This window comes from Oricola sp., from assembly GCF_965230365.1.
In the GTDB taxonomy this organism is placed as follows: Bacteria; Pseudomonadota; Alphaproteobacteria; order Rhizobiales; family Rhizobiaceae; genus Oricola.
The window spans coordinates 34,531-60,496 of record NZ_OZ246003.1 but is presented as its reverse complement, the minus strand read 5'-3'; the positions used below and the strand labels follow the sequence as shown (position 1 = coordinate 60,496).

At 64.2% G+C, this 25,966-nt stretch carries 24 protein-coding genes and 1 other RNA gene; 15 read left to right on the top strand and 10 right to left on the bottom strand.

All coding sequences use genetic code 11. From position 1 onward, the window contains the following. The first annotated feature begins 56 nt into the window (after window positions 1-56). From ACO06R_RS00315 to ACO06R_RS00300, 4 genes are read left to right on the top strand one after another with little or no spacing between them, the layout of a single operon-like run. A complete protein-coding gene (locus tag ACO06R_RS00315) occupies window positions 57-1,289 on the top strand; it encodes a carbohydrate ABC transporter permease (protein WP_421854498.1) in 1,233 nt (410 codons plus the stop codon). Further along, complete coding sequence (locus tag ACO06R_RS00310) at window positions 1,289-2,449, top strand: carbohydrate ABC transporter permease (RefSeq protein WP_421854495.1); 1,161 nt, start codon at window positions 1,289-1,291, stop codon at window positions 2,447-2,449. Before ACO06R_RS00315 ends, ACO06R_RS00310 begins: the two co-directional genes overlap by 1 nt. A 12-nt stretch (window positions 2,450-2,461) precedes the next feature. Then, the gene (locus ACO06R_RS00305; RefSeq protein WP_421854492.1) at window positions 2,462-4,129 is read left to right on the top strand and encodes an alpha-glucosidase; all 1,668 of its coding nucleotides are present in this window, start codon (window positions 2,462-2,464) and stop codon (window positions 4,127-4,129) included. A gap of 34 nt (window positions 4,130-4,163) precedes the next feature. Next, the gene (locus tag ACO06R_RS00300) at window positions 4,164-5,276 is read left to right on the top strand and encodes an ABC transporter ATP-binding protein (protein ID WP_421854489.1); all 1,113 of its coding nucleotides are present in this window, start codon (window positions 4,164-4,166) and stop codon (window positions 5,274-5,276) included. Between the two features lie 10 nt (window positions 5,277-5,286). Here ACO06R_RS00300 and ACO06R_RS00295 read toward each other — a convergent pair whose 3' ends face one another. Next, window positions 5,287-6,324, bottom strand: coding sequence for a zinc-dependent alcohol dehydrogenase family protein (locus ACO06R_RS00295; RefSeq protein WP_421854486.1), 1,038 nt, complete (start codon window positions 6,322-6,324; stop codon window positions 5,287-5,289). 156 nt (window positions 6,325-6,480) lie between these two features. Between ACO06R_RS00295 and pgi the strand changes: the two genes are divergently transcribed. Beyond that, window positions 6,481-8,118: a glucose-6-phosphate isomerase gene (gene pgi, locus ACO06R_RS00290; RefSeq protein ID WP_421854483.1), complete on the top strand. Its 1,638-nt coding sequence runs from the start codon at window positions 6,481-6,483 to the stop codon at window positions 8,116-8,118. A gap of 228 nt (window positions 8,119-8,346) precedes the next feature. Here the strand turns inward: pgi and ACO06R_RS00285 are convergent, their stop codons facing one another. Next, window positions 8,347-8,739 (bottom strand): hypothetical protein, encoded by a 393-nt coding sequence (locus ACO06R_RS00285; protein ID WP_421854480.1) that lies wholly within the window; start codon window positions 8,737-8,739, stop codon window positions 8,347-8,349. 87 nt (window positions 8,740-8,826) lie between these two features. Between ACO06R_RS00285 and ACO06R_RS00280 the strand changes: the two genes are divergently transcribed. From ACO06R_RS00280 to ACO06R_RS00270, 3 genes are all read left to right on the top strand, one after another. After that, a complete protein-coding gene (locus ACO06R_RS00280) occupies window positions 8,827-9,372 on the top strand; it encodes a DUF2975 domain-containing protein (RefSeq protein ID WP_421854477.1) in 546 nt (181 codons plus the stop codon). Window positions 9,373-9,374: 2 nt separating this feature from the next. Then, a complete protein-coding gene (locus ACO06R_RS00275; RefSeq protein ID WP_421854474.1) occupies window positions 9,375-9,587 on the top strand; it encodes a helix-turn-helix domain-containing protein in 213 nt (70 codons plus the stop codon). Window positions 9,588-9,660: 73 nt separating this feature from the next. Further along, complete coding sequence (locus ACO06R_RS00270) at window positions 9,661-11,457, top strand: IlvD/Edd family dehydratase (RefSeq protein ID WP_421854471.1); 1,797 nt, start codon at window positions 9,661-9,663, stop codon at window positions 11,455-11,457. A gap of 12 nt (window positions 11,458-11,469) precedes the next feature. Here the strand turns inward: ACO06R_RS00270 and ACO06R_RS00265 are convergent, their stop codons facing one another. The 4 genes from ACO06R_RS00265 to ACO06R_RS00250 all read right to left on the bottom strand — a co-directional run bounded on the left by ACO06R_RS00265 (window position 11,470) and on the right by ACO06R_RS00250 (window position 15,316). Next, window positions 11,470-13,182, bottom strand: a complete 1,713-nt coding sequence (locus ACO06R_RS00265; protein ID WP_421854468.1) for a long-chain-fatty-acid--CoA ligase — start codon at window positions 13,180-13,182, stop codon at window positions 11,470-11,472. 132 nt (window positions 13,183-13,314) lie between these two features. Continuing rightward, complete coding sequence (locus ACO06R_RS00260; protein WP_421854465.1) at window positions 13,315-13,863, bottom strand: DUF924 family protein; 549 nt, start codon at window positions 13,861-13,863, stop codon at window positions 13,315-13,317. A gap of 3 nt (window positions 13,864-13,866) precedes the next feature. Continuing rightward, on the bottom strand, window positions 13,867-14,814 hold the full coding sequence (gene nudC / locus ACO06R_RS00255; protein ID WP_421854462.1) for an NAD(+) diphosphatase: 948 nt from the start codon (window positions 14,812-14,814) through the stop codon (window positions 13,867-13,869). Window positions 14,815-14,911: 97 nt separating this feature from the next. Continuing rightward, a complete protein-coding gene (locus ACO06R_RS00250; RefSeq protein ID WP_421854459.1) occupies window positions 14,912-15,316 on the bottom strand; it encodes an HIT domain-containing protein in 405 nt (134 codons plus the stop codon). A 72-nt stretch (window positions 15,317-15,388) separates the two neighbouring features. On the opposite strand from ACO06R_RS00250, the gene ffs reads away from it, so the two are divergent. The 3 genes from ffs (at window position 15,389) to ACO06R_RS00235 (ending at window position 17,750) form a co-directional block, all read left to right on the top strand. Next, window positions 15,389-15,486: signal recognition particle sRNA small type (gene ffs / locus ACO06R_RS00245), an RNA gene on the top strand. A gap of 82 nt (window positions 15,487-15,568) precedes the next feature. Continuing rightward, window positions 15,569-17,410: a DNA polymerase III subunit gamma/tau gene (locus ACO06R_RS00240; protein ID WP_421854456.1), complete on the top strand. Its 1,842-nt coding sequence runs from the start codon at window positions 15,569-15,571 to the stop codon at window positions 17,408-17,410. Window positions 17,411-17,426: 16 nt separating this feature from the next. After that, on the top strand, window positions 17,427-17,750 hold the full coding sequence (locus tag ACO06R_RS00235) for a YbaB/EbfC family nucleoid-associated protein (RefSeq protein WP_421854453.1): 324 nt from the start codon (window positions 17,427-17,429) through the stop codon (window positions 17,748-17,750). Between the two features lie 4 nt (window positions 17,751-17,754). On the opposite strand, the gene ACO06R_RS00230 is transcribed toward ACO06R_RS00235, so the two are convergent. Together ACO06R_RS00230 and ACO06R_RS00225 are read right to left on the bottom strand one after the other, a co-directional pair. Further along, window positions 17,755-18,375: a LysE family translocator gene (locus tag ACO06R_RS00230; protein WP_421854450.1), complete on the bottom strand. Its 621-nt coding sequence runs from the start codon at window positions 18,373-18,375 to the stop codon at window positions 17,755-17,757. A gap of 63 nt (window positions 18,376-18,438) precedes the next feature. Then, complete coding sequence (locus tag ACO06R_RS00225; protein WP_421854447.1) at window positions 18,439-19,356, bottom strand: DMT family transporter; 918 nt, start codon at window positions 19,354-19,356, stop codon at window positions 18,439-18,441. A gap of 120 nt (window positions 19,357-19,476) precedes the next feature. Here ACO06R_RS00225 and recR point away from each other — a divergent pair, with 120 nt between their 5' ends. Beyond that, window positions 19,477-20,085 carry a recombination mediator RecR gene (gene recR / locus ACO06R_RS00220; RefSeq protein WP_421854444.1) on the top strand — a complete coding sequence of 203 codons (609 nt, stop codon included), beginning with the start codon at window positions 19,477-19,479 and terminating at the stop codon, window positions 20,083-20,085. 61 nt (window positions 20,086-20,146) lie between these two features. After that, window positions 20,147-20,953, top strand: coding sequence for a class I SAM-dependent methyltransferase (locus ACO06R_RS00215; protein ID WP_421854441.1), 807 nt, complete (start codon window positions 20,147-20,149; stop codon window positions 20,951-20,953). A 902-nt stretch (window positions 20,954-21,855) separates the two neighbouring features. On the opposite strand, the gene ACO06R_RS00210 is transcribed toward ACO06R_RS00215, so the two are convergent. Beyond that, window positions 21,856-22,608, bottom strand: a complete 753-nt coding sequence (locus ACO06R_RS00210; protein WP_421854438.1) for a GNAT family N-acetyltransferase — start codon at window positions 22,606-22,608, stop codon at window positions 21,856-21,858. Between the two features lie 135 nt (window positions 22,609-22,743). Between ACO06R_RS00210 and ACO06R_RS00205 the strand changes: the two genes are divergently transcribed. Next, window positions 22,744-23,964, top strand: a complete 1,221-nt coding sequence (locus ACO06R_RS00205; protein WP_421854435.1) for a lytic murein transglycosylase — start codon at window positions 22,744-22,746, stop codon at window positions 23,962-23,964. On the opposite strand, the gene ACO06R_RS00200 is transcribed toward ACO06R_RS00205, so the two are convergent. Next, window positions 23,948-24,814 carry a helix-turn-helix domain-containing protein gene (locus ACO06R_RS00200; RefSeq protein WP_421854432.1) on the bottom strand — a complete coding sequence of 289 codons (867 nt, stop codon included), beginning with the start codon at window positions 24,812-24,814 and terminating at the stop codon, window positions 23,948-23,950. The two genes, ACO06R_RS00205 and ACO06R_RS00200, sit on opposite strands and share 17 nt — an antisense overlap. A 136-nt stretch (window positions 24,815-24,950) precedes the next feature. Here ACO06R_RS00200 and ACO06R_RS00195 point away from each other — a divergent pair, with 136 nt between their 5' ends. Next, complete coding sequence (locus ACO06R_RS00195; protein WP_421854429.1) at window positions 24,951-25,952, top strand: fatty acid desaturase; 1,002 nt, start codon at window positions 24,951-24,953, stop codon at window positions 25,950-25,952. The last annotated feature ends 14 nt before the right edge of the window (window positions 25,953-25,966 follow it).

Below are 25,966 nucleotides of genomic sequence, written 5' to 3'. Positions count from 1 at the left end.
AGAATGAATGCGGAAAACCAATACCGCATCGCCTCGGGACATTTCGGGAGGACGCCATGAATCCGGCATTGCAGGGACTGCTGACGATCATCGTCGGTGTGGGTGGCTGTATCGGCTACTTCTTTCTCTCCAACCAGATACTGGACAGGGTGATATTCCCGGCGACCGGTCCCAATGCCGGCCGGAACATCAACCGCGCGAACCTGGTCCGGCCCTGGCTGTTTGTTGCTCCGGCGGTTTTTGCGCTCGGCCTCTACCTCGGTTACCCGGTTATCGAGACGCTGCGGCTGTCGCTGACCGACCGGACGCAGGACGGCGCCTTCGTCGGATTTGCGAACTACAACCAGATGCTCGCCGAGCCGAAGTTCTGGGAAGCCATGCGCAACAACATGCTGTGGTTGATCGTCGTCCCGGCGACGTCCACCGCCTTCGGGCTGCTGGTCGCCCAGCTCACCGACCGCATCGCCTGGGGCAATGCCGCGAAATCGCTCATTTTCATGCCGATGGCCATCTCGTTTGTCGGCGCGTCGGTTATCTTCAAGCTGATATACGACTCGCGCCCGGCCGATACGGCGCAGATCGGCGTCCTCAACGCAGTCTGGATGAGCTTCGATGGCGGGCTGGGATCCGTGTTCGTATTGCAGATCTTGCCGACGATTATTCTTCTCTCCTTTGCCGCCGTCGTCGCCTATTTCTCATACATCTTCGTCAAGCCGGTGCTCCAAAGCGATGGCGACCGCTCGGCGGCGCTGCTGCCGTTGCGCCTGCTTGTCCTGGCGGGTGGCGCATGGCTGGTTTGGACTTCCATGACCACTCTTCTTGGCATCTGGACAACATCTCTGCCCTTCGGCGTGCCGCAGCAATGGCTCACACTGCCGTTCTGGAACAACTTCTTCCTGATGGTCGTCCTGATCTGGATCCAGACCGGCTTTGCGATGGTCATCCTGTCGGCAGCGCTGCGCGGCATTCCCGAAGAGACGATCGAGGCGGCGGTGATCGATGGCGCCGGACCGTTCGACATCTTCTTCAAGATCAAGGTGCCGCAGATCATGGGCACCATCGTCGTCGTCTGGACGACGATCACGCTGACTGTGCTGAAGGTTTTCGACATTGTCTTCGCCATGACCAACGGCCAGTGGGAGACGCAGGTACTCGCCAACTACATGTATGACAAGCTGTTTCGGGCCAATGACTGGGGCGTCGGTTCGGCCAGCGCCATCGTCATCATGATCCTTGTTTCGCCGATCCTGATCTGGAACGTCTACAACGCCCGCAAGGAGATGCGCTGATGAGTGCCGCCGCTGGAAAAAAGTCCGGCCTCACCTGGGCCGTCCATGTCTCGGTCGCGTTTCTTGTCCTGCTGTGGCTGTTCCCCACGGTTGGCCTGTTCGTGTCGTCGTTCCGCACCGCGGACCAGATTTCGGCCTCCGGATGGTGGGCGGCGCTCACCTCGTCGGAGCAGATCATCCAGTTGCGCGCGGGCGGCCGCGATTCCGCTACCCGTGAAGGCGACCTTTTCGTTGTTGAGGGCAACCTTCTGACCGACGGAGAAGATGCCCCGGGGACCGATGCCACGATCAAAGCTTTCGGCGTGTCATCGCGGGCAATCGGCGCCTATTCGGTCGGTGAAACGGCCGAGTTCGGCGATGGTGAGACATTCGTCCTCAATGCCGATGGCTCCTACCGCTACACCAGCGTCGAAGAATTGGGCCGGCGCGGCCAGCGCGTTTTCGTGACGGCGATCACGCCGCCCGAATTCACGGTCGAAAACTACGGCACCATCCTGTTCAGCGGCACCGGACAGGACAACATGGCCAAGGCCTTTTTCAACACGTTGACTGTGACGATACCGGCAACGATCATTCCGATCCTGATCGCGGCCTTCGCCGCCTATGCCTTGGCATGGATGCAGTTTCCCGGCCGCGCGCTGCTGATCGCCGCTGTCGTCGCGCTGCTCGTCGTGCCGCTGCAACTGGCGCTGATTCCGCTTCTGCGCCTGCATCTCGGCATTGGCATCGGCAAGGGCTATCTCGGTGTCTGGCTGGCGCATACCGGTTTCGGCCTGCCGCTCGCGGTCTATCTCCTGCGCAACTACATGGTCGGCCTGCCGCGCGACATCATCGAGTGCGCCAAGGTCGACGGTGCGACCGACTTTCAGATCTTCACCCGCATCATTCTGCCGCTGTCCTTCCCGGCTCTGGCGTCGTTTGCGATTTTCCAGTTCCTGTGGACCTGGAACGACCTGCTTGTGGCCAAGGTGTTCCTGATCGACGCCACCGGCGAGACGACGGTCATGACCAACCAGATTGTCGAACTGCTCGGCACGCGCGGCGGAAACTGGGAGATCCTGGCGACCGCGGCCTTCGTGTCGATCGCCGTACCGCTGATTGTTTTCTTCGCGATGCAGAGATATCTCGTGCGCGGCCTTTTGGCCGGGTCGGTCAAGTAATCGGAGGCTGGAATGAGCGTAATCGCAACGGTCGCGCAGCGCCCTGTTGAGGCATTGAAGCCGGACCCAGACTGGTGGCGCGGCGCGGTGATCTACCAGATCTATCCGCGCTCCTTCCAGGATTCCAACGGCGACGGCATCGGCGACCTAGCCGGCATCCGTCAGCGGCTGCCCTATGTCGCCCATCTCGGCGCCGATGCGATCTGGATTTCGCCTTTCTTCACCTCGCCGATGAAGGATTTCGGCTACGACATTTCCGACTATCGCGGCGTCGATCCGATGTTCGGCAGTCTCGAGGACTTCCGCGCGCTGGTCGCCGACGCCCATGCGCTCGGCCTCAAGATCATGATCGATCTGGTGATGTCGCACACCTCCGACCAGCACCCCTGGTTTGCCGAAAGCCGCACCAACCGCGAAAACAACAAATCGGACTGGTATGTCTGGGCCGACGCCAAGCCCGATGGCTCGCCGCCCAACAACTGGCTGTCGATCTTCGGCGGTTCGGCCTGGGAGTGGGACACCAACCGACGCCAGTATTATCTGCACAATTTCCTGGCCAGCCAACCGGATCTGAACTTCCACAATCGCGAGGTTCAGGACGCGCTTCTGGACATGGTGCGCTTCTGGCTCGAACTGGGCGTCGACGGCTTCAGGCTCGATACCGTCAATTTCTATTTCCATGCCCAGTCGCTTGCCAACAATCCGCCATTGGCCCCGGAGGCACGCAATTCCTCGATCGCGCCGGAGGTCAATCCCTACAACCACCAGGACCACCTCTTCGACAAGAGCCAGCCGGACAATATCGGTTTCCTGAATCGTTTCCGGGCGTTGCTCGACGAGTTCCCGGCCGCCGCCGCGCTTGGCGAGATCGGCGACGCGCAGCGCGGCCTGCAGTTGCTCGCCGAATACACCGCCGGCGATGACCGCATGCACATGTGCTACTCCTTCGACTTCCTGTCGGCGGAGACGATCACGCCCGAGAGCGTACGCGATGTGGTCAATGCTTTCGAAGAAGCCGCGCCCGACGGCTGGTCGTGCTGGGCTTTCTCCAATCACGACGTGATCCGCCATGCCTCGCGCTGGGGCGCCTTCGAGCGCGAGCCGGATCGCTACCTGCGCCTCGTCGCCGCCTTGTTGTTCTCGCTGCGCGGCTCGGTCTGCATCTACCAGGGCGAGGAACTTGGCCTGCCGGAAGCCGACATCGGTTTCGACGACCTGCAGGACCCCTATGGCATTCGCTTCTGGCCGGAGTTCAAGGGCCGCGACGGTTGCCGCACGCCGATGGTTTGGTCCAGCAATCTGCCCAATGGCGGCTTTACCTCCGGCAAGCCGTGGTTGCCGGTGCCCGACATTCACCGCGCCATGGCGGTCGACATGCAGCAGGGTCGCGAGGGCAGCGTCTATGAATTCTACAAGGCGTTTCTGGCGTTTCGCGCGTCGCACAGGATCTTCGCCAAGGGCGGTCTTCGCTTTGTCGATGCACCCGGCGAGGTGATCGCCTTTGCGCGCGAGGATGGCGGCGAGCGCATCCTTTGCGCGTACAATCTCGGCCACGAACCGGTCGAGTTCGCGCCGGGATTTGTCGTGCGGCGCATGGAGGATGCGCCGCTGGGCGGAATTTCGGAGAATGGCGTGATCAAGCTGGCGCCGCTGGAAGGCTTTATCGGCCGCATGGAGTAACGCCGGCCATCGCGGCCGGTGCGGGAGGAGACGAATGGCTGAACTCAAACTGACGAATGTCGACAAGTCGTACGGCACCGTGAAGGTGCTGCATGGCATCAACCTGCATATCGAAAAGGGCGAGTTCATCGTCTTTGTCGGCCCGTCGGGTTGCGGCAAGTCGACCCTTCTGCGCTGTATCGCCGGCCTCGAGCAGATAACCGACGGCACGCTGGAAATCGACGGCATGGTGGTCAACGACGTGCCGCCGTCGCAGCGCGGCATCGCGATGGTTTTCCAGACCTACGCGCTCTATCCGCACATGACCGTCTATGACAACATGGCCTTCGGCCTCCGGCTCGCCAAGATGAGCCGCCAGGAGATCGACCGGCGGGTCAACAACGCGGCCGAAATCCTGCAACTCACGCCCTATCTCGACCGGTTGCCGAAGGCGCTGTCGGGCGGCCAGCGCCAGCGCGTGGCGATCGGCCGGTCGATCTGCCGCGATCCCAAGGTCTTCCTGTTCGACGAGCCGCTGTCCAACCTCGACGCAGCACTGCGCGTCGCCACCCGCATCGAGATCGCCCGGCTCAACGAGCAGATGGCGGATACCACGATGATCTATGTGACCCACGACCAGGTCGAGGCGATGACGCTTGCCGACCGCATCGTGGTCCTGCGCAGCGGCTATGTCGAGCAGGTCGGCGCGCCGATGGAGCTGTACCACCGGCCGGCCAACCTGTTCGTCGCGCGCTTTATCGGCTCGCCGTCGATGAACGTCCTCGCCGCCACGGTAACCAATGTTTCCGGCGATCTTATCGATGTCGACATTCCGGGAACCGGGGCCGCGCATCTGCCGTTTGGCGGCGATGCCGGGCTCAAGGGAAAGACCGTGCAGGTCGGCGTGCGCCCGGAGGATTTACGCCTCAGCGCGGAGGGCGAAGAGGCGCTGGTGACCGGGATCGTCGATATCGTCGAGGCGCTTGGCGAGGTGACGCTGCTTTATCTGCGGGTCGCCGGCCACGACGAACCGATCATCGCCAAGCTGGTCGGCGACGTGAAGATCGAACGCGGCGCCACGGTTCATCTTTCGGCAGACCCGGTCAACCTGCATCTTTTCGACAGCGACGGCCTGGCGATTTCCAGCGCGGCCAGGGCGGCCGCCTGACGGACACGGTCTAGAAGGCCGTCACCACGGGAATGCCCGCCGTCGTCGCGCCGTCCATGCCGGCAAGCGCGTCGATGGACTGTTCCAGCGTCAGCCGCTGGCCGATCATCCTTTCCGGATCGAGCAGCCCGGCGCGGATCATGTTGAACGCCGCGTCGTAGCGGAACGCCTGCATGCCGTGGCTGCCGTGGATTTCCAGTTCGTAGGCGATCACCCGGGCCATCGGCGCGACCGGCTTGGCGTGATCGCCGAGCATCAGCCCGACCTGCACATGCCGGCCGCGTGTGCGCAGCGACCGGATCGAGTTCTGGAAGGTCTTGGTCGAGCCGAGCGCGTCGATTGACAGATGCGCGCCGCCGCCGGTGATCTCGATGATCGCTTTCGGCGGATAGTCGTCCGAGGCGTTGACGGTGAATTCCGCGCCCAGCGATCTGGCCAGTTCCAGTTTGTCGTCGGTGATGTCCACCGCGACGACGCGGGCGCCCGCCGCCGCCGCGATCATGATCGCCGACAGGCCGACGCCGCCACAGCCATGGATCGCCACCCATTCGCCGGCGCTGACACGTCCCTTGTCGACCACGGCGCGAAACGAGGTGACAAACCGGCAGCCGAGGCTCGCCGCCGTGTCGTAGCCCATCCCTTCGGGCAGCGCGACGAGATTGCCGTCCGCGTAACGCAGCGCCGCGTATTCGGCGAATGAACCCCATGCGTTGAAGCCGGGCTGGAACTGGTCGTCGCAAACATGCTGGTTGCCGGAAGCGCATTCGTGGCAGTGGCCGCAACCCGCCACGAACGGCACGGTCACCCGGTCGCCTTTCTCCCAACGCCGTACATCCTTGCCCACCTCGACGATCGTGCCGGCCAGTTCGTGGCCGGGCACATGCGGCAGTTCAATCGTCGGGTCGTGGCCCATCCAGCCGTGCCAGTCCGACCGGCAGACGCCGGTCGCGCCGATTTTGACGACCACGCCGTCCGGCGCCGGCTCGGGATCGGGCAAGGTCTCGATCTGCGGCCTTGCGCCGAACTCCCGGATAACGACTGCTTTCATGTGGCTCCCCCCGAAACGCGAGACCGGGCATCCGGCGCTCGCCGGCCGGCACGCAATCAGGGATGATTTGATCCGGCGTGCCCAACCCGCTTGAATTCTCTGTCGGCGCGCACTTTAACAGGCTGGACCTTCCTGTCAGCACCTTCGGAGCCCGTCATGCCCAGCAAACCGGATGTCGTAGCCGCCTTGAAACAGCATGCCCGTGACGCCGCGCCGGCAGACATGCGCGCCGCTTTCACCGACGATCCGGGTCGCTTTGCGACCCATCACGCGCGCCTCGACGACATGTTGATGGATTGGTCGAAATGTGCCGTGAACGCCGGCACGCTGAAGCTCCTGCAAGACCTGGCTGCCGCCACAGACGTTGCTGGCCGCCGCGACGCGATGTTCGCCGGTGACAAGATCAACGCCACCGAGGGCCGCGCGGTTCTGCACACGGCCTTGCGCAATCGCTCCGGCGAACCGGTCATCGTCGATGGCGACGATGTCATACCCGGCGTCAACGCGGTGCTCGCCGCCATGGCGGATTTCGCCCATGGCGTGCGCGCCGGCACGCTGACCGGGGCCACCGGGAACAAGATCACCGATGTCGTCAATATCGGCATTGGCGGGTCCGATCTCGGACCGGTCATGGCGGTCATGGCGCTCAGGCCGTTCCATGACGGGCCGCGCTGCCATTTCGTCTCCAATGTCGACGGTGCGCATATCGCCGATACCATCGACGGTCTCGATCCGGCGACGACCCTTTTCGTCATTGCGTCGAAGACATTTACCACCATCGAGACCATGACCAATGCCCGCACGGCGCGCAGCTGGGTGGTCAATGCGCTTGGCGAAGGCGCGGTCGGCGACCACTTCTGCGCCGTGTCGACCGCGCTCGACAAGGTCGCCGCCTTCGGTATCGCCGAAAATCGCACCTTCGGTTTCTGGGATTGGGTCGGCGGGCGCTATTCGCTGTGGAGCGCCATCGGCCTGCCGATCATGCTGGCCGTCGGGCCGGAAGGTTTCGGCCGCTTTCTGGAAGGCGGCCATGCCATGGACCGGCATTTCCGCGAGGCGCCGGTCACCGGCAACCTGCCGATGATGCTCGGCCTGATTGGCTACTGGCACCGCGCGGTGCTCGGCTATCCGTCACGCGCCGTCATCCCCTACGACCAGCGCCTGGCGCGGTTGCCCGCCTATCTGCAGCAGCTTGACATGGAATCGAATGGCAAGGGCGTCACGATCGCTGGCGAGGCGGTCGATGGCGTTACCGGTCCGGTCGTCTGGGGCGAGCCCGGCACCAATGGTCAGCATGCCTTCTTCCAGCTCATCCACCAGGGCACCGACATCATCCCGGTCGAGTTCCTCGTTGCCGCCAACAGCCACGAGCCGGGATTGCGCCATCACCACGAATTGCTGCTCGCCAACTGTTTCGCGCAGTCGGAAGCGCTGATGAAGGGCCGGACGCTCGCCGAGGCAGAAGCGCAAATGCGCGCTTCCGGCGTGGCCGAAGACCGCATCGCCGAGATCGCGCCGCACCGGGTCTTTTCCGGCAACCGGCCGTCGCTGACCCTTGTCTACGACCGGCTCGATCCTCATACGCTCGGCCGCATTGTCGCGCTTTACGAGCACCGCGTCTTCGTCGAGGCGCAGCTCTTCGGCATCAATGCCTTCGACCAATGGGGCGTCGAACTCGGCAAGGAACTGGCGACCGCGCTGCTGCCGGTCGTCCAGACGGGTGAGGGTGCCGATGCGCGCGACGGTTCGACCGCAGCGCTCGTCGCCCATGTGCGGGCGTTATCAGGAGGCTGATGCGTCGCAGTCCGGGATTGCCGAAAGGTCCGTGCCGGCAGCCTTCAGTTGCTTGCCCAGGTCGAGGCCCCGGAACAGCAAAAAGTAGTTGTCGCCCGGTGCGGTTTGCAGCCATGCCGATATCCGCACCGGCCCGTCGCTTGCCGGTGCGGTCCGGCAGCCCGTGGCCCCTATGCTCAGCGATCCCTGGCCATCGCCGCCACCTGCGCGATAGGCCTTGATGCGCGCCTACATGGCGCGGAAATCGTCACGGTCGTCTTCGTGGAACCGCGCCACAACCAGATTGCGGTCGTTCAGACGCCGCCGGTTGATGCCCGGTGTCGGCGGCGCATTGCCGTCGACGACCGGCCTGTACTGTTCCACGAAGCTCGTTTCCAGATCGCCGGTGTCGAACTCCACGGTCACCGTGATGTCGCCATCGCGCACGCGCAGATAGCCGGGCGTGGCAACGGCAAAGCGGATTGCCGCTGGATCGGCCTCCAGCGGCTGCATGCGCGCCAATTTGAGCATGCTGGAAGGCGGCGTACCGAAACCCGTGCAGCCGGCCACGGTCGCCGACAGCAGAAAAAGACACGGGACGGACAGGGTTCGGCGTTTGGCGCGATTGCGGCATTCCGGCATGATGGGGGCTCCATTCGAGTTTATGCTTTACGAGAAAAAATTATTGTTTTACGATAAATAATGCAATTGTGACATTAAGGAGGCATCATGCCGCAGGACAATCTCGACAGGCTGAAACGCCTCAGCCGCTTGCTCTACGGTTTCTCGTACGCGCTGATCGTGGTGCTGGTCGTCGTGGGCGTCGTGCTCGCCGTCATGGTCGCCGTCGACGCCACGGTCGTTTGCGACCTCTATCCGGGTATCGCCCGCGACCCGGCCCTGGTCTCCGCCCCGGTCGGCTTTGCCAGCGTCGCGCTTGCCTGGATATCGCTCGGCCTGATGATCCACGCCATCGTCTGCCTGATGCGCATGTTCGCGCTGTTCGGCGATGGCCGGGTGTTCGATCCGCAGGCCGCGTTCTGGATGCGCCGCGCCGGCATCACCCTCTTCATCCTGGCGATCTACTCCACCTTCGGCCGGACGCTCACCATCCTGCTGCTGTCGCTTGCCAATCCGGCCGGCGAGCGGCAATTGTCGATCGGCTTTGAGGGCGTGCAACTCCTCTCCGTCTTCGTTGCTGGCGTATTCGTGCTGGTTGCCCATGCGCTGGTGATCGGCGGTGAGATCGAGCGCGAAAACCGGAGCATCGTCTGACCATGGCGATTGTCGTCCACCTCGACGTCATGCTGGCCAGGCGCAAGATGCGTTCGCGCGAACTGGCGGACGCCATCGGCATCACCGAGCAGAATGTCTCGCTCCTGAAATCGGGCAAGGTGCGCGGCGTGCGCTTCGAGACATTGGAGAAGATCTGCGCCGTGCTGGATTGCCAGCCCGGCGACCTTCTGGAATACGTTTCCGACCCGGAGTAAGCGCGGCCCTTTTGCGCTCTTGCGGCCTGGCGCGGCTTGTCCTAACGCTGGGCGGCCAAACCGGGAGAACGTCATGACTGACCGCACCGCAAAGCCCCTGCGCAGCCAGAAATGGTTCGACAATCCCGGCAACCCGGGGATGACAGCGCTCTATCTGGAGCGCTACCTGAATTACGGGCTGACGCGCGAGGAACTGCAGTCCGGCAAGCCGATCATCGGCATCGCCCAGACCGGTTCCGACCTGTCGCCGTGCAACCGCCACCATGTCGAACTGGCCAAGCGCCTGCGCGACGGCATCGTCGCCGCCGGCGGCATCCCGCTGGAGTTTCCGGTCCATCCGATCCAGGAAACCGGCAAGCGCCCGACCGCCTCGCTCGACCGCAATCTCGCCTATCTGAGTTGTGTCGAGGTGCTCTACGGCTATCCGCTCGATGGCGTCGTCCTGACGATCGGCTGCGACAAGACCACGCCGGCCATGCTGATGGCGGCGGCCACCGTCAACATCCCGGCAATCGCCTTCTCGGTCGGCCCGATGCTCAATGGCTGGCACCGCGGCGAGCGCACCGGTTCCGGCACCATCGTCTGGAAATCGCGCGAGCGCCTGGCCGCCGGCGAGATCGGCTATGACGAATTCATGGAGATCGTCGCTTCCTCGGCGCCGTCGGTCGGCTACTGCAACACCATGGGCACGGCGACGACGATGAACTCGCTGGCCGAAGCGCTTGGCATGCAGTTGCCGGGTGCCGCCGCCATCCCCGCGCCCTATCGCGAGCGCGGCCAGTGCGCCTTCGACACCGGCCGGCGCATCGTCGGCATGGTCCACGAGGATCTGAAGCCGTCCGACATCATGACGCGCGAGGCGTTCGAGAACGCCGTCGTCATCAACTCGGCCATCGGCGGTTCCACCAACGCGCCGATCCACCTCAACGCGGTCGCCCGCCATCTTGGCGTCGCGCTCGACAATGACGACTGGCAGGCGCTCGGTCACGTGATCCCGTTGCTCGTCAACCTGCAGCCGGCGGGCGAATATCTCGGCGAGGACTATTTTCGCGCCGGCGGCGTGCCGGCCGTGGTCATGGAACTGATGAAGGCCGGCCTTCTGCCGCATCCCGGCGCGGTCACCGCCAATGGCGAAACCATCGGCGCCAACTGCGAGCCGGTCGAAAACCTCAATGAAGACGTCATCTGGCCCGTCGCGCGCCCGCTCAAGGAAAACGCCGGCTTCATCAACCTGAAGGGCAGCCTGTTCGATTCGGCGATCATGAAGACCAGCGTCATCTCCGAGGAATTCCGTGCCCGCTACCTGTCGAATCCCGACGATCCCGAAGCCTTCGAGGGCAGGGTGGCCGTGTTCGACGGTCCGGAGGACTATCACCACCGCATCGATGATCCCGCAGAAGGCATCGACGAGCACACCATTCTGGTGATGCGCGGCGCCGGGCCGGTCGGTTATCCGGGTGCGGCCGAAGTGGTCAACATGCAGCCGCCGGATTACCTCATCAGGCGCGGTATCCTGGCGCTACCCTGCATCGGCGACGGCCGCCAATCTGGCACCTCGGGCTCGCCATCGATCCTCAATGCCTCGCCCGAGGCAGCGGTCATGGGCGGTCTGGCGCTGCTGAAAAACGGCGACCGGGTGCGCATCGACCTGCGCAAGGGCGAGGCGAACATCCTGCTTTCGGAAGAGGAGTTGTCGGCGCGCCGTACCGCGCTGGAAGCGGCCGGCGGCTACGCCTATCCGGACCACCAGACCCCCTGGCAGGAAATCCAGCGTTCGATGGTCGATCAGCTGGCCGAGGGCATGGTCTTGAAGCCGGCCGTCAAGTACCGGGCCATCGCGCAGAAAGGGCTTCCGCGCGACAACCACTGAACACGATAGCCGTTATCGCAATTCGCGGCGCAGGATCTTGCCGACATTGGTCTTCGGCAGTTCGGTCCTGAACTCGATGAATTTCGGCCGCTTGTAGTTGGTCAGGTTTTCCGCGCAGTGCTTCTTGATCGCCTCTTCGGAGACGCTCTCGTCCTCGCGCACCACCACCAGCTTGACCACTTCGCCGGAATGTTCGTCGGCAACTCCGATGGCCGCCGCCTCGATCACGCCGGGGCACGACACGGCGACTTCCTCGACCTCGTTCGGATAAACGTTGAAGCCGGACACCAGGATCATGTCCTTCTTGCGGTCGACGATCTTGGTCAGGCCACGTTCGTCCATGAAGCCCATGTCGCCCGACCGGAAGAAGCCGTCCTCGGTCATCACCTTGGCGGTTTCGTCGGGCCGGTTCCAGTAGCCCTTCATCACCTGCGGGCCGCGGATGCAGATCTCGCCGACCTGGCCAAGCGGCAGGTCGTTGCCCTGTTCGTCGCGGATCGAGATGTCGGTCGACGGCAGCGGCAGGCCGATCGTGCCGGTGAACTCCATCTCGTCAAAACGGTTGGCGGTCGCCACGGGCGATGTCTCCGACAGGCCGTAGCCTTCGTAGATCACCGTTCCGGTGACTTCCTTCCAGCGGTCTGCAACCGGCTTTTGCACCGCCATGCCCCCGCCCATCACCAGCCGCACATGGCTGAAATCGAGCTTGCGGAAGTCCTCGTTGTTCAACAGCGCGTTGAACAGGGTGTTGAGGCCGGCGAAGAAGTTCCACTCGTATTTCGCCATCTCCTTGACGAAGGCGGGGATGTCGCGCGGGTTGGGGATCAGCACGTTGTGGCCGCCCTGGTCGAGCCCCATGATCGCATTCACCGTGAGCGCGAAGATGTGATAGAGCGGCAGCGCGCACATGTAGACCACCTGGTCCGGTTCGCCGCGTGCGCCATAGGCCACACCCACCCAGTGCGAGTTCTGCTGCACATTGGCCAGCACATTGCCGTGGCTCAGCGTCGCACCTTTCGATACGCCGGTCGTGCCGCCGGTGTATTGCAGGAAGGCGATGTCTTCCATGTCCAGCGCGGCGGTTTTGAGCGCGCGGCCCTTGCCCTCCGAAAGAGCGCTGTTGAACTTCACGTATCCGGGCAACGACCAATCCGGCACCATCTTGCGCACCTTGCGCACGACGAAATTCACCAGGTGGCCTTTCAGCCCCATCATGTCGCCCATCGAGGCGACGACCATGTGATTGACGTCCGTCTTCGCGGCGACCTGTTCCAGCGTGTGGGCGAAGTTCTCCAGGATGACGATCGCCTTGGCGCCGGAATCCTTCAATTGGTGTTCCAGCTCGCGCGGCGTGTAGAGCGGGTTGACATTGACCACCGTGTATCCGGCGCGCAACGTGCCGTAGAGCGCGACCGGATATTGCAGGATGTTCGGCATCATCAGCGCCACGCGATCGCCCTTTTCAAGGCCGAGCGATTGCAGATAGGCGCCAAAGGCGGCTGACGCAGCGTCGAGTTCGGCGAAAGTGATCGACTTGCCCATGCACGAAAACGCCGGACGATCGGCATATTGCTTGCAGCACTTGTCGATCATGTCGGCGAGCGACGCATAGCGCATCGGCGCCATCTCCGCCGGTACGCTGTCAGGGTATGATTTCAGCCACGGACGCTGGATTTCGGGCGCCTTCGCCGTCGCGATATCTGCCAATTCTGTTCCTCCCGGCATGCCATCCGCTCCGCGCATCTCCATTGCGAAACCGGTTGCGGTGGCGATGGTCTGTGAATGCAGGATGACATATGTCGGCACCGCGCGCGATGCAAGTTTTTTTGACGTATACGTAAACGTTGAAATTACCGGCTAAAACCCGCCGCCATCGTCGAGATAGGCCTGCTCTTCCGGCGTCGTCTCGCGGCCAAGCATCCCGTTGCGGTGCGGGAACCGGCCGAACCTTTCGATCACGTCGCGATGCAGCTTCGCATACTTCAAGCCCTGGTCGCTGCCATGCGCCGCAAACAGCTCCACGCAGCGCTCCTGCGCACCGAGATCCTCCGAATGCATGAAAGGCATCATCAGGAAGTAGCGCTCGTCGCGGGAAAGCGCTTCTGCGGAACCGTCGGCGATCAGCCGTTCGGCCAGCGCCAGAGCCTTGGGATCGCAAGCGAATGTCTTGGGCGAACCGCGGAACATGTTGCGCGCGAACTGATCGAACACGATGACCGCAGCCAATGCCTGGCGTGGCGACGCCGAGATTGCGTCATTGTCGGTCGCCGCAAGCGTTTCGTAGAGTTCCGAGAAGCGCTCGATGATCGTCGCATCGAGCGCCTCGTCCTTGACGAACCACTGCTTCGGTTCCAGCTCCTCGAACCAGAAATCCAGCACGTCGCCGACCCATGCCTCTTCGCTCATCAGTCAGTCCTCCTCCACCCACGCCTGAATCAGATGCGATGCGATCGCGCCGCTGGGGGGCGTCCACCAGCCTTCCGGGTGTTCCTTGGCCAGCATCAGGCGCACATCCTCGCGCGTGAACCAGCGGCAATCTTCCAACTCGTCGTCAATTCTGATCTCGGTCGTCTTGGCGACGGCATGCGCGCCGATCATCAGCGTGTGCGGAAATGGCCAGGGCTGGCTGGCATGGTACGACACCTTGCCGAGCACGATCCCGGATTCCTCCTCGGTCTCGCGGCGCACGGCGTTCTCGATCGTCTCGCCCGGTTCGACAAAGCCCGCCAGGCATGAATACATGTGCTCGGGAAACTGCGGACCACGCCCCAGCAGGCAGCGTTCGCCATCCTCGGTCACAGCCAGCATGATGACCACCGGGTCGGTGCGCGGAAAGTGCATCGCACCGCAATTCGGGCAGACCCGCTTGTAGCCGCCATCGGTGATGTCGCTCGGGTGACCGCAGCGCGCGCAGAACTTGTGCGTGCGGTTCCACGACACCAGCGCCGCTCCCTGTGCCAGCGCGCCCAGCCGGTCCGGCGGCAGCAGGTCCTGGATGTAGACCGAGCGGATATCGATCGCCTTGATGTAGTCGGGCAGCGCATCTTTGTCGGCGCCCGACCAGGCGGCCAGCACCGGGGTCTCGTCCGCCTCGAAGCCGAGCAGGATCGCCTCGTCGAAACCGACGGCGAGATCGTAGACCTCGCTTGGCGAGAACAGCGGGTCGAACACCTCCTCGTCATGTTTCAGCAGGACGCGGCCCTCGGTCACCAGATAGAGATGCGCGTGATCGTGCTTCAGCGCGTCCTGTGTGCTGGTCGGCGAGCGCTTTTCGGACAGCCGCGTCAGCCGGTTCTGCGAGAAGGCCGTTTCACTCGACGGTTCTGGATGCGGCGCATCGGCCAGTCGTGTGGTCATGAAGCCTCCTCGGTCATTGGCAAACTGATAGACGCGCCGGCTATGAGCGTCAAACGGTCGGAACTGTCCAAAACAGGACCGTCAAGAACAAGGCCGCTCAGAAGCTGTCGTTGAATGCCGCGATGAAATCGGCCGCCGCGTCCGGCAGATAGGGCTCCGCATTGCCGCTGCCCCACACCGGATTGGGCCATGCCGCGTCGTCGGTCTGGCGCGCGATCACATGCACATGCAATTGCGCGACCTGATTGCCGAGCGCCGCAACGTTGAGCTTGTGGCACCCGGTCAGCGCCTTGAGGTTCTCCGACACGGTTGCGATCTCGAAGGTCAGCATCGTCTGGTCGAGCGGCGTCAGTTCATGGAACTCGCGAATGCCGACGCGCTGTGGCACCAGGATCAGCCACGGAAAGCGCGCGTCGTTCATCAGCAACAACCGGCTGAGGCTCAGCTTCGCGACGGAAAAGGTGTCGCCGGCCAATCGGGGATCGAGTGCGAAATCAACCATGTACCGGACTGTATCAGCTTTTTTGGTCGGCGCGACTTGCAATTTCCTGCGGCCCGTACGATATCGCCGGCGGGAGGTTGGTGGTGGACGAGCCACTCGCCAACCGGGTCAGGTCCGGAAGGAAGCAGCCCTAACGAGCCACGGCACGGGTCACCGTGCCAGCCTCCCGCCTTTTCTCTTTTCCTGTGCCTGCCGCGCGGCTTTGCCGGTCAAGCGCTTCCGCTTGCCCGCGAAACGCATTAGACAAGATCCATGAGCGATCCCTCGACATCGCAGACGCCCTACCGCGTTCTGGCGCGCAAATACCGCCCGCGCGACTTCTCCGACCTCATCGGCCAGGAGCCGATGGTCCGCACCCTTACCAATGCCTTTGCCGCCGGCCGGATCGCCCAGGCCTGGATGCTGACCGGCGTGCGCGGCGTCGGCAAGACGACGACGGCGCGCATTCTGGCGCGCGCGCTCAATTTCAAAACCGCCGAAATCGACCGCCCGCAGATCGAACTTGCCGAACTTGGCGAGCATTGCGAAGCGATCATGGAGGGCCGCCATGTCGATGTCATCGAGATGGACGCCGCCTCGCACACCGGTATCGACGACATTCGCGAGATCATCGAGCAGGTGCGCTACCGCCCGGTGTCGGCGCGCTACAAGGTCTACATCATCGACGAAGTGCACATGCTGTCGACGCAGGCCTTCAACGGCTTGCTCAAGACGCTTGAGGAGCCGCCCGAACACGTGAAGTTCATCTTCGCGACCACCGAGATCCGCAAGGTGCCGATCACCGTGTTGTCGCGCTGCCAGCGATTCGACCTGCGCCGCATCGAGACCGGCGAACTGACCCGGCATCTGGCCAGGATCGCCGAGCTGGAATCCGTCGCGGTGGATGAACAGGCGCTCGCCATGATCGCCCGCGCCGCCGAGGGCTCGGTGCGCGATTCGCTGTCGATCCTCGACCAGGCCATCGCCCACGGCTCCGGCACGGTGACCGGCGATGCGGTGCGCGACATGCTGGGGCTTGCCGACCGGGCGCGTATTGTCGACCTTTTCGAACACGTCATGGCCGGCCGCGTGTCCGAGGCGCTGGACGAATTCCGCGCCCAGTACGATGTCGGCGCCGATCCGGCGGTGGTGCTCACCGATCTCGCCGATTTCACCCATCTCGTCACCCGCCTGCGCTTCGTGCCGGGTGCCGCCGAAAACGACCCGTCGATGACGCCGGACGAACGCGAGCGCGGCCTCGATTTCGCCAAGCGCCTGCCGGTCAAGGTGTTGTCGCGCGCCTGGCAGATGCTGCTGAAGGGCATTCCAGAGGCCGAATTGTCGTCACGCCCGGTCGCCGCCGCCGAGATGGTGCTGATCCGGCTCGCCCACGCCGCCACCTTGCCAACGCTTGACGAGGCATTGAAGGCGCTCGACGAAGCGCCGCCCGGTGAACCGTCGCGCCCGGCGCTGTCGGCTGGTGCTGCCGCGCCTGCCGGCAATGGCAATGGCGCGCATGCGGTCGCCCAGTCCTCCGCGCCCGTCACCGACAACAGCGCACCGCAGCCGACCGCCAGCGCCGGCGGCGCGCAGGCCGTGCGCCTTGTCGCGTCCGAGCCGCAACCGGTCCACCAGGCCGCGCCGCAGCCCGCACCCGAACCGCCGGCGCCCGCCGTCCCGGTCGCCTCGCTCAAGGATCTCGCCGACCTCGCCGACCGTCACCGCGACCCGTTGATGAAGGTTTCGATCCGCAAATGCGTTCGCCTTGTGTCGATCGAACCCGGCAAGCTCGACGTCAATTTGACCGAGGACGCGCCGCGCGCCCTGCTCGGCGATCTGTCGCGCAAACTGCAGGATTGGACGGGCATCCGCTGGATCGTCTCGGTGTCGCGTCAGCCCGGCGGCCAGACGCTCGAGGAGGCCGAAACCGAGCGCCGTGACAACGCTGTCGCCGACGCCAGCCGCGATCCCGAGGTCGCCGCCATCCTCGACGCCTTTCCCGGCGCGAAAATCATCGATGTGCGGCTTGCCGAAGGCGACGGCGACGACGATATGGGCCACACAGCCGATGCCGAGGGTATTCCGTTCGACCCCGACGAGGCCGATGACTTGTAACACCCGGAGATAAGCCATGCGCGACATCATGGGCCTGATGAGCAAGGCCAAGGAAATGCAGGAAAAGATGCAGGCCATGCAGGCCGAGATGGAGACCATGACGGCCGAAGGCACCGCCGGCGGCGGCATGGTTTCGGTCACGCTGACTGGCAAGGGCGCCATGCAGGGCCTGAAGATCGACCCGTCGATGTTCAAGGAAGACGATGTCGAGATTCTCGAGGACCTGATCCTCGCCGCCCACAACGACGCCAAGGCCAAGGTCGAGGCGATGGTCGCCGAAAAGACCCAGGAAATGACTGCCGGCCTGCCACTGCCGCCCGGCATGAAGCTGCCGTTCTAGGCCGTCATTTCTCGACCGGCTTGAGGCCGAGCAGGATCGCCGCACCGATCATGAAAGTGCCGCCGGCCCGGTCCAGCCAAGGCCGCGCCTTGCCCTTGAGGCGCGACGCCAGCCAGCTTGCCGACACGCCATAGGCGCTCAAGAACATGCCGTCCATGACGAGATAGGTGGCGCTCAGCACGGCGAATTGCGGCCAGAACGCTTCGCCCGGCGTGATGAACAGCGGGAAGAGCGCGGCAAAGAACACCACCGCTTTCGGATTGGCGGCGGACGTCACAAAGCCTTGCATCCAGAGCCTGCGGACAGGCATCCCACGGCTTCCCTGTGTGCTGGAAGATTTGCCGGCGTTGAGGATCATGCGCAGCCCAAGCCACGACAGATAGGCCACACCGCACCACTTGATGATTGAAAGCGCGTGTTGCGAGGCCACGATGATCGCCGCAAGACCGAGTCCGGCCGCCAGCATTTGCAACAGGTTGGCGGTCAGGTCGCCGGCAGCGGTCGCCATCGACTTCCGCCAGCCATTGGCGATGCTGTTCGACAGCATCAGCAACTGGCTCGGCCCCGGCGTGCACATCATCAGGAAGACGGTCGTCACATAGACCAGCCAGAGGTTCATGCTCATGAGGAGTACCTTTCGCGTCCTGTCCGCGACAATAGACGGGCCTGTCGGCAACGCAACCGGCGGTTATGCCGGTCGCGCCCTCCGCTTCAGCAGCCGCCCGTCGACCAGCGCCAGCCCCAGCCCGATCAGCGCCAGGCCGGCGATGTGGCGCGGCAGCAGCACCTCGCCGAGGAAGGCGATCCCAAGCGCGATGGCGCTTGGCGGGATCAGCAGCGTGACGAGCGAGATCGCCGTCGCTCCGGCGCCGGCCAGGATGCGGAAATAGAGCAGATATGCGAGCGCCGTCGACACGGTCGCAAGGCCGACCAGCGCCAGCACGGTTCCGGTCTCTGGCACCGGCAGGGTCCAGGGCCGTTCGGCGACCAGCACCAGCGGCGCAAGCATCAGGCTCGACATGGTCAACTGCCCGGTCGCCACGCTCATCGGCGCCACGCCGAGCGTCCGGAAGCGCCGCCCGTAAACGCTGGCAAATCCATATGACAGCGCCGCCCCGAGGATGGCCGCATAGGCGGCGACAGGCGCGTCGCCCGAAAATCCGGCGCCGCCCAGCATCACCGCGACCCCGAGAAATCCCGCCACCACGCCGGCAATCCTTGCCGGCGTCAGCTTCTCGTCGGCGGTGAAGCCATGCGCCACCAGCACCGTGAACAGCGGCATGGTCGCGTTCAGGATCGAGGCGACACCCGAGGCGATCTGCCCCTGACCCCAGACGATCAGCGTGAACGGTACCAGATTGTTGAGCACGCCCATGCCCGCGAATGCGATCCACACTTCGCGGCGTCCCGGCAGCCGGCGGCCCGTCACCGCCATCACCAGATGCAGCGTCGCCGCCGCCAGCGCCACGCGCGCGAACACGATGGTCAGCGGCGGCAGTTCGCGCACCGCCACGCCGTTGAAGAAGAACGAGCCGCCCCACAACAGCGACAGCGCGACAAGCATCGCCCATTCGGCGGCGTTCATCTGGGTGCGGGCAGGCGGCATTGTCGTCTCCATACATGTTTCGCCGCACTCTGTCGCCGGCCGCCGCCCTCCGCCACCCGATTCCTGCCGCGCTGACGATTTTGCTTTGCGCGCGCGCCGTGAAATTCTTACATCTTTGCCATGTCCGACAAACGAATCGCCGGCCCCGAAATCGAACGGCTGATCCAGCTTCTGGCCAAGGTGCCGGGCCTCGGCCCGCGCTCGGCGCGCCGTGCCGCGCTGCACATGATCAAGAAGAAGGAGCAGTTGATGGCGCCGCTCGCCGCCGCGCTCACGGAAGCCTCCGAGAAGGTCACCGTCTGCTCGATCTGCGGCAATGTCGACACGGTCGATCCCTGCTCGATCTGTTCCGATCCGCGCCGCGACCCGTCACTTTTGATCGTCGTCGAGGATGTCTCCGATCTCTGGGCGCTGGAGCGCGCCTCGGTCATGAACGCCCGCTATCACGTGCTCGGCGGCACGCTGTCGCCGCTCGACGGCGTCGGCCCGGACGATCTCAACATCAAGTCGCTGGTTGACCGGGTGGCGGCCGGCGGCATTACCGAACTCATCCTCGCCGTCAACGCCACGGTCGAGGGCCAGACCACGGCGCATTACATCACCGACCAGCTTGCCGATTTCGATGTCAGGATCACCAGGCTCGCCCATGGCGTGCCGGTCGGCGGCGAGCTTGACTATCTCGACGAGGGCACGCTTTCGGCAGCGCTACGCGCCCGCACGCAGTTCTGAGCGATTTTGCCGGCAGGCGCGATCGGGCGTAGTGTTCGCTATTCCTGCGGGAGGATCGGATATGCCGGACAGTTCCAAAACTTCTGAAGTCAATGGCCGCCTCTGGGGCGCACGCGCCGAAGATTGGGCAAATCATCAGGAAAGGGTGCACGCGCCGGTCTACCGGGCGGTTCTCGATGCGGCGCGCGTCGGTGCCGGCACCCGGTATCTCGATGTCGGCTGCGGCTCGGGCATGGCCGTGAATATGGCGTCTGCGCGCGGCGCGTCTGCCACCGGGCTGGATGCCGCCGAGGACTTGCTGAAAATCGCCTCATCCCGCACGCCTGCCGCAGATTTCCATGCCGGCGACCTTGAGGAGCTTCCGTTCGGCGACGGCGCGTTCGACGTCGTTTCGGGCATCAACGCGTTTCAATATGCGGGAAACCCGGTGGCGGCACTGTCGGAAGCGCGGCGGGTCGTCGGAGATCGCGGCACGGTGGTCGTTGTGACCTGGGGCGAGCCGGACGGCATGGAAGCTGCCAGGCTTGTCGCAGCGATCAGGCCGTTCATGCCGCCGCCGCCGCCTGGCGCGCCGGGACCATTTGCCTTGTCGCAAGAAGGCGCACTGCGCGGCTTTGCCGAAAGCGCCGGGCTCGAGCCCGTCGAGATCTTCGATGTCGACAGCCCGTTCGAATACCCCGACATCGAAACCGCCGTGCGCGGCCTTGGTTCGGCCGGCGTCGCGGTCAAGGCGATGGAACTGGCCGGCGAAGACGCTGTGGAAGAGGCCTACCGCAGCGCGCTTGAAGAGTTCCTGCAGGCTGACGGACGTGTCCGGGTTTCCGCGTCGTTCCGTTGCCTTGTCGCCAGGCCCGCAACAGCGATGTGAGACTGCCGGCAGGCCGCTGACCTTCGGCTGTCAGCGCTTTTGGCCGGGCATTCTCTCAGCGCTCTTTCCTGAATTCACCCGGATGATCGGCAACCCAGTAGCCCTTTCTGTCTCCACCCTATCTGCGCATGAAGTTTTCGTCGATCTGCCCGTCGCCGCTAGCGTTGCGGAGCTCGCATCCGAGCAAGCACCCGGTCACTTGCGATTGCTCCTCCGCAAGTGGGAGACAAGGCCCCGCCGTTGGATAAACTCTGCGGCAAATCCCGGAATTCCGGCGTTTCGCGAAAAAATTTTCCACCGCGCCCGAACCTCCCTTACCATCACACCCGCCTTCTCATGAAAGCCTGGCGTGCACACCGGCTCACAGGGAGGAGGACGGTGCCTGGCTGGTGGCGCAGAGGTGTGTCACTGGGTGATGAACCCCCAAGTCAGGGCGGCATGAAGCGGCGCGCGCAGTCTTGTTTTCCCGGACTTTCGTTCCGGGCCGCCGACCGAAGCTGCAAGACCACCGAGCGGGCGGTCTAAGGATCGCTATACCTTTTAGACGTTGCGATGCTTTGACCGCCCGTCTTCCAACTCAACAACAATCCGGTCTCGGAAACGGGGCGCGGTGGTGATGGCGTGCGCCCGGTGGAGATGACGCGCTCCCTCTCGCCCCTGGTAGGAGAGAAAGCGATTTCAGCGTCTTAGCCGCAGGCTAAGTGCTAGAAATCGCAAGAGAGGGGGTGGTGCAGGGGACGCAAGGCGATGAGTGGGACTAAAAAATTCGCCCTCACCTCGCTGCGGCTAACGCTCGCTTTGCTCGCGAAGCCTCGCGATCCTTTCCCCGGCGGGGCGAGGACGCGGCGGCCGCGATCAAGCACCCCTCGCCCCCGAAGGCGAAAAGAGGGCCACCCCACACCTCACCCCTCGAGCAGCTTGGCGATCTGTTTGGGCAAGAGATAGGTGTCGGCGAACAGTGCGCCGTCGCGCACCACGCCGAACGTGCCATAGGGCGATGGCATCTTCTCGCGCACAGCCTGCGCCGTCTCGATCCGCTCGACCCGGAACGGGATGCCGCGTTCCGTCGCCTGCGCCTCGAAGGTCTTGGTCGCGTCTGCGAGGTAGGGGCACTGGTCGGTGACAAAGACGGTAAAGCCGTCGCCCGCCGCTTTCGCCTTGTCGGCGAAACTGCCGCTGAAAGTCGGGTCGGCCGCCGTGTCGTCGAAGCGTTTGACATGGATGGAGTAGGGCGCTTCTTCGACGACCGGTTCAAACCCGTACTTTTGCAGGACCGGTGGGCCGATCAGCCAGTTGCCGGTGCTGGCGACGGCGGCCAGCCCCTTGTAGCCCCGGGCGTGGGCGCGCTGTTCGGCGTCGTCGAGCAGCAGCCGGGCAAGGCCCTTGCCCTTGCTCTTGCCGACCACCCAAAGGCAGTGGATGACGAGATAATCCTCTGCTTCGATCGCCCGCCAGCAATGCGCGCCCGGCATGGTTTCGATCATGCCGCGTTCGCCGTCGCCGAGCAACGCGATTTCCAGCCCCTCGGCGAAACGCGCGTCGAGCCAGGCGCGCTTGCGTTTGTAGCCTTCGGTCTTGCGGCCGGACATCTTGCAGAAGAATCCGGTTTTTTCGACCGTTTCGGGTGTCACGCGGACAAGCGACGGCTGGGGCATGGCGGTCTCCTGTGTTCGGTGTTTTACCGAGTGTGCATGGCTGCGTGCGCCTTGGCGTTGAGGAAGGTCAATCGGCCTTCGCCCTTTCCATCCGCGCTCCGGCTGCTAGGTTTTGCGACGAATCGGGAGAAAAGCATGATCCGCCTCGCCGTCCTGTTCGCCTTTCTTGTCGCTGCTCAACCCGCATTGGCCCAGTCGCTGCAGGCGCAATTCGACAGCTTCCTGGAAAAGACGGTCTGGCCTATGGCGCGCCAAAAGGGTGTGTCGCGCGCCACCTTCGACCGGGCGCTCGCCGGCAAGCGGCCGAACACCAAGATCCCCGGCCTTGTCGCACCCGGCACCAGGGACACGCCGAAGAAGATCCGCCAGGCCGAATTCAGTGCCCCGGCCAATTATTTCCGCGAGACCAATCTCGGCCATGTCAGCGCCACCGGCCGCACGCTCGCCCGCCAGCACGCCGCGACGCTCGCGGCCGTGGAGAAGAAATACGGCGTGCCGGGCCGGGTGGTATTGGCGATCTGGGGGCGCGAATCCGGTTTTGGCCGGGTCAAGATCCCGCACGACGCCATCGAGGTGCTGGCCACCAAGGCGTTCATGTCGACCCGGCCGGAACTGTTTCGCAAAGAGCTTGTCGCCGCACTGGTGATGGTCGAGCGCGGCATGGCCAAGCCCGAAACCATGCGCTCGTCATGGGCCGGTGCGCTCGGCCAACCGCAGTTTCTGCCATCGTCTTATCTGGACCACGCCGTCGATTTCGATGGCGACGGCCGCGCCGACATCTGGAATTCGGTGCCCGACACGCTCGCCTCCATCGCCGCCTATCTGGCGAAGTTCGGCTGGCAGGCGGGTCGGGACTGGGGCTTTGAGGTCGCCGTGCCTGAAATCGTCTCCTGTACCATGGAGGGGCCCGACCGCGGCATGGCGATCGCCGACTGGGCCGGGCTTGGTGTCACACGTGTTTCGGGACGGCCGTTTCCCGCCCATGAGCGTGGCAAGGACGGCTTCCTGTTGATGCCCGCCGGTCGTCACGGTCCGGCCTTCATCGTCACGCCAAACTTCTACGTGCTGAAGAAGTACAATGAGAGCGACCTCTACGCGCTCTTCGTCGGCCATGCCGGCGACCGCATCCAGTGGGGCAACCGCCGCTTTGCCGATCCGTGGAAGCCGGTCGACACGCTTTACCGATCCGACATTGCGGCGATGCAGCGGGTGCTGGAAGGCAGGGGCTTCGATGTCGGCGGCGCCGACGGGCTGCCCGGTTTCAAGACGCGCCGCTCGATCGGCGAGTGGCAACTCGGCAATGGGCGCGCGCCGACCTGCTTTCCGAGCGCCAGCCTCGTCAAGGCGATCCGCTAGTCCCGGCGACGTCGAGATTGCGGATCCAGCCGGCCACCTCGTGCGCCTGCACCGATGCGGCGCGCACCAGATTGTCGAAATGCCGCGTCATGGCGGCCACCGCCTCCTTGGTGTTCAGCACCAGGTACATGTCGCCGATATAGACCGAGGCGCGGTACGGGCCGAACACCGTGTAGGGGGCGGAGAAATGGCTCTGCCCGTCATAGAGATAGAGCCTCAGGCTCGGGTAGAGATCGTCGATCAGCGCCGCCATGTGCGCCAACTGCATGCCGCGCGCCGACGGTAGCAGGTCGGCCCAGATGCCGCTGCCGCGCGCCAGATCGAACATGCGCTGCATTGGCATGCAGATTTCCATGTCGGTCTCCGGGCGTCTTGTATAGGCGAGGCGGCCGCGCGCCTCGTCGATCCTGGAGACCAGCGTGCGCTTGTTCTCGCGGCTTTCATAGGAGATCACCGCATCGGTGCGCAGCAGGTCGGGGATGGTGGTCGGCACGTAACGCAGCTTGGTGCCTGCGGCTTCGGCGTGCCAGCGTTCGAGCAGCGTCGTGTCGTGGTCGTCGCGGGCCTCTTCCAGTTCCAGCGACGGCTTGATGGCGGCGCTCACATCCTCGGCCTGGCTCAAGCCGAGCAGCCAGTCGAGGCTGACATCATGTGCTGCGCAGATGCGCACCAGCGTTTCGGCGCGCGGCAACCGCGTGATCTCGCCGGACAGGAGCTGCGACAGCGCCGACCGGTCGATGCCCACCTGCGCGGCGAAGGCCGAGCGGGTCAGCCCGGAGCGGGTCAGCAGGCTCTCGATCCGCTCTCTGAGCAGCCGCGCCATGTCCCGTTTGTCGACTTGCAGGTCCATATGAAGGTAAACTCTCTATGCGTTGTACTTAGTAAACAAATGAAATATTTGATGAGCAAACGCAATCCAAATTCACCATATCCGCATGGCAGGAGACGTCAGGAACTGTCAGAATTGACCCCTAAGGGGCGACTAGATGATGGATTTCAAGATGATCGAATGGCCGACGCTCGCCATGCTCGGCCTTTGTTATGGCGTTTGGGCCGGTTCCGGCTTTCTCATTTTCCCGGATTTTCCGGTTCTGGCATTGGCGCTGATGGCCGTTTCGGCCGCACTGCACGCTTCGCTGCAGCACGAGGTTCTGCACGGCCATCCGACGCGCAATGCGGCTTTCAACGAGTTGCTGGTGGCGTTGCCGCTATGTGCCGCCTATCCGTATCGCCGTTTCAAGCAACTGCATCTGCGCCACCACAACGACGAGCGGCTGACGGATCCCTACGACGATCCGGAATCCTGGTACCGGGCAGCCGCCAGCTACCGCCGCATGGGCGCGCCGTTGCGCCTTGTGCTGCGCGTCAACAACACGCTGGTTGGCCGCATCGTTTTCGGCCCGGCGCTGGCGGTGGCGGCGTTCTTCATCGACGATCTTCCGCGTTTGTGGCGCGGCGAGCGCGGCGTTCGTCGGGCGTGGGCCTATCACGCCGCCGGCCTAGCCGGCCTGGTTTTCATCGTTCAGGGCCTCATGGGGATCGGCTTTCTGACCTATCTGGCTTTCGCGGCCTATGGCGGCTTGGCGATCATCTCGATCCGCACCTATTGCGAACACCGCTGGGCTGGCGATCCCGACGGCCGCACCCTGATCGTGGAGAAGGGCGGTGTGCTCGGCCTGCTGTTCCTCAACAATCACCTGCATCTGGTGCACCACAAGCTGCCCGCCGAACCGTGGTATGCGCTGCCGGCGCTTTACCGTGCCCAACGGGAGGCATGGCACCGGCGCAATGGCGGCTATGTTTTCCGCAGCTATTGGGCGATTGCCCGCGCCTTCGCCTTCCGCGCCAAGGAACCGGTCGTTCACCCGGCCTGGCGGCAGGCGGACGAGTCGGTGCGCAACGATCGCGTTGGCGTGACGCCGGCAGTCCATGCCGGGCCGCAGGTCGGCTGCCAGGCGCCGTCGGGCAGCGAGTTGGCGCGCGGTTGAAACATCTGAGGAAT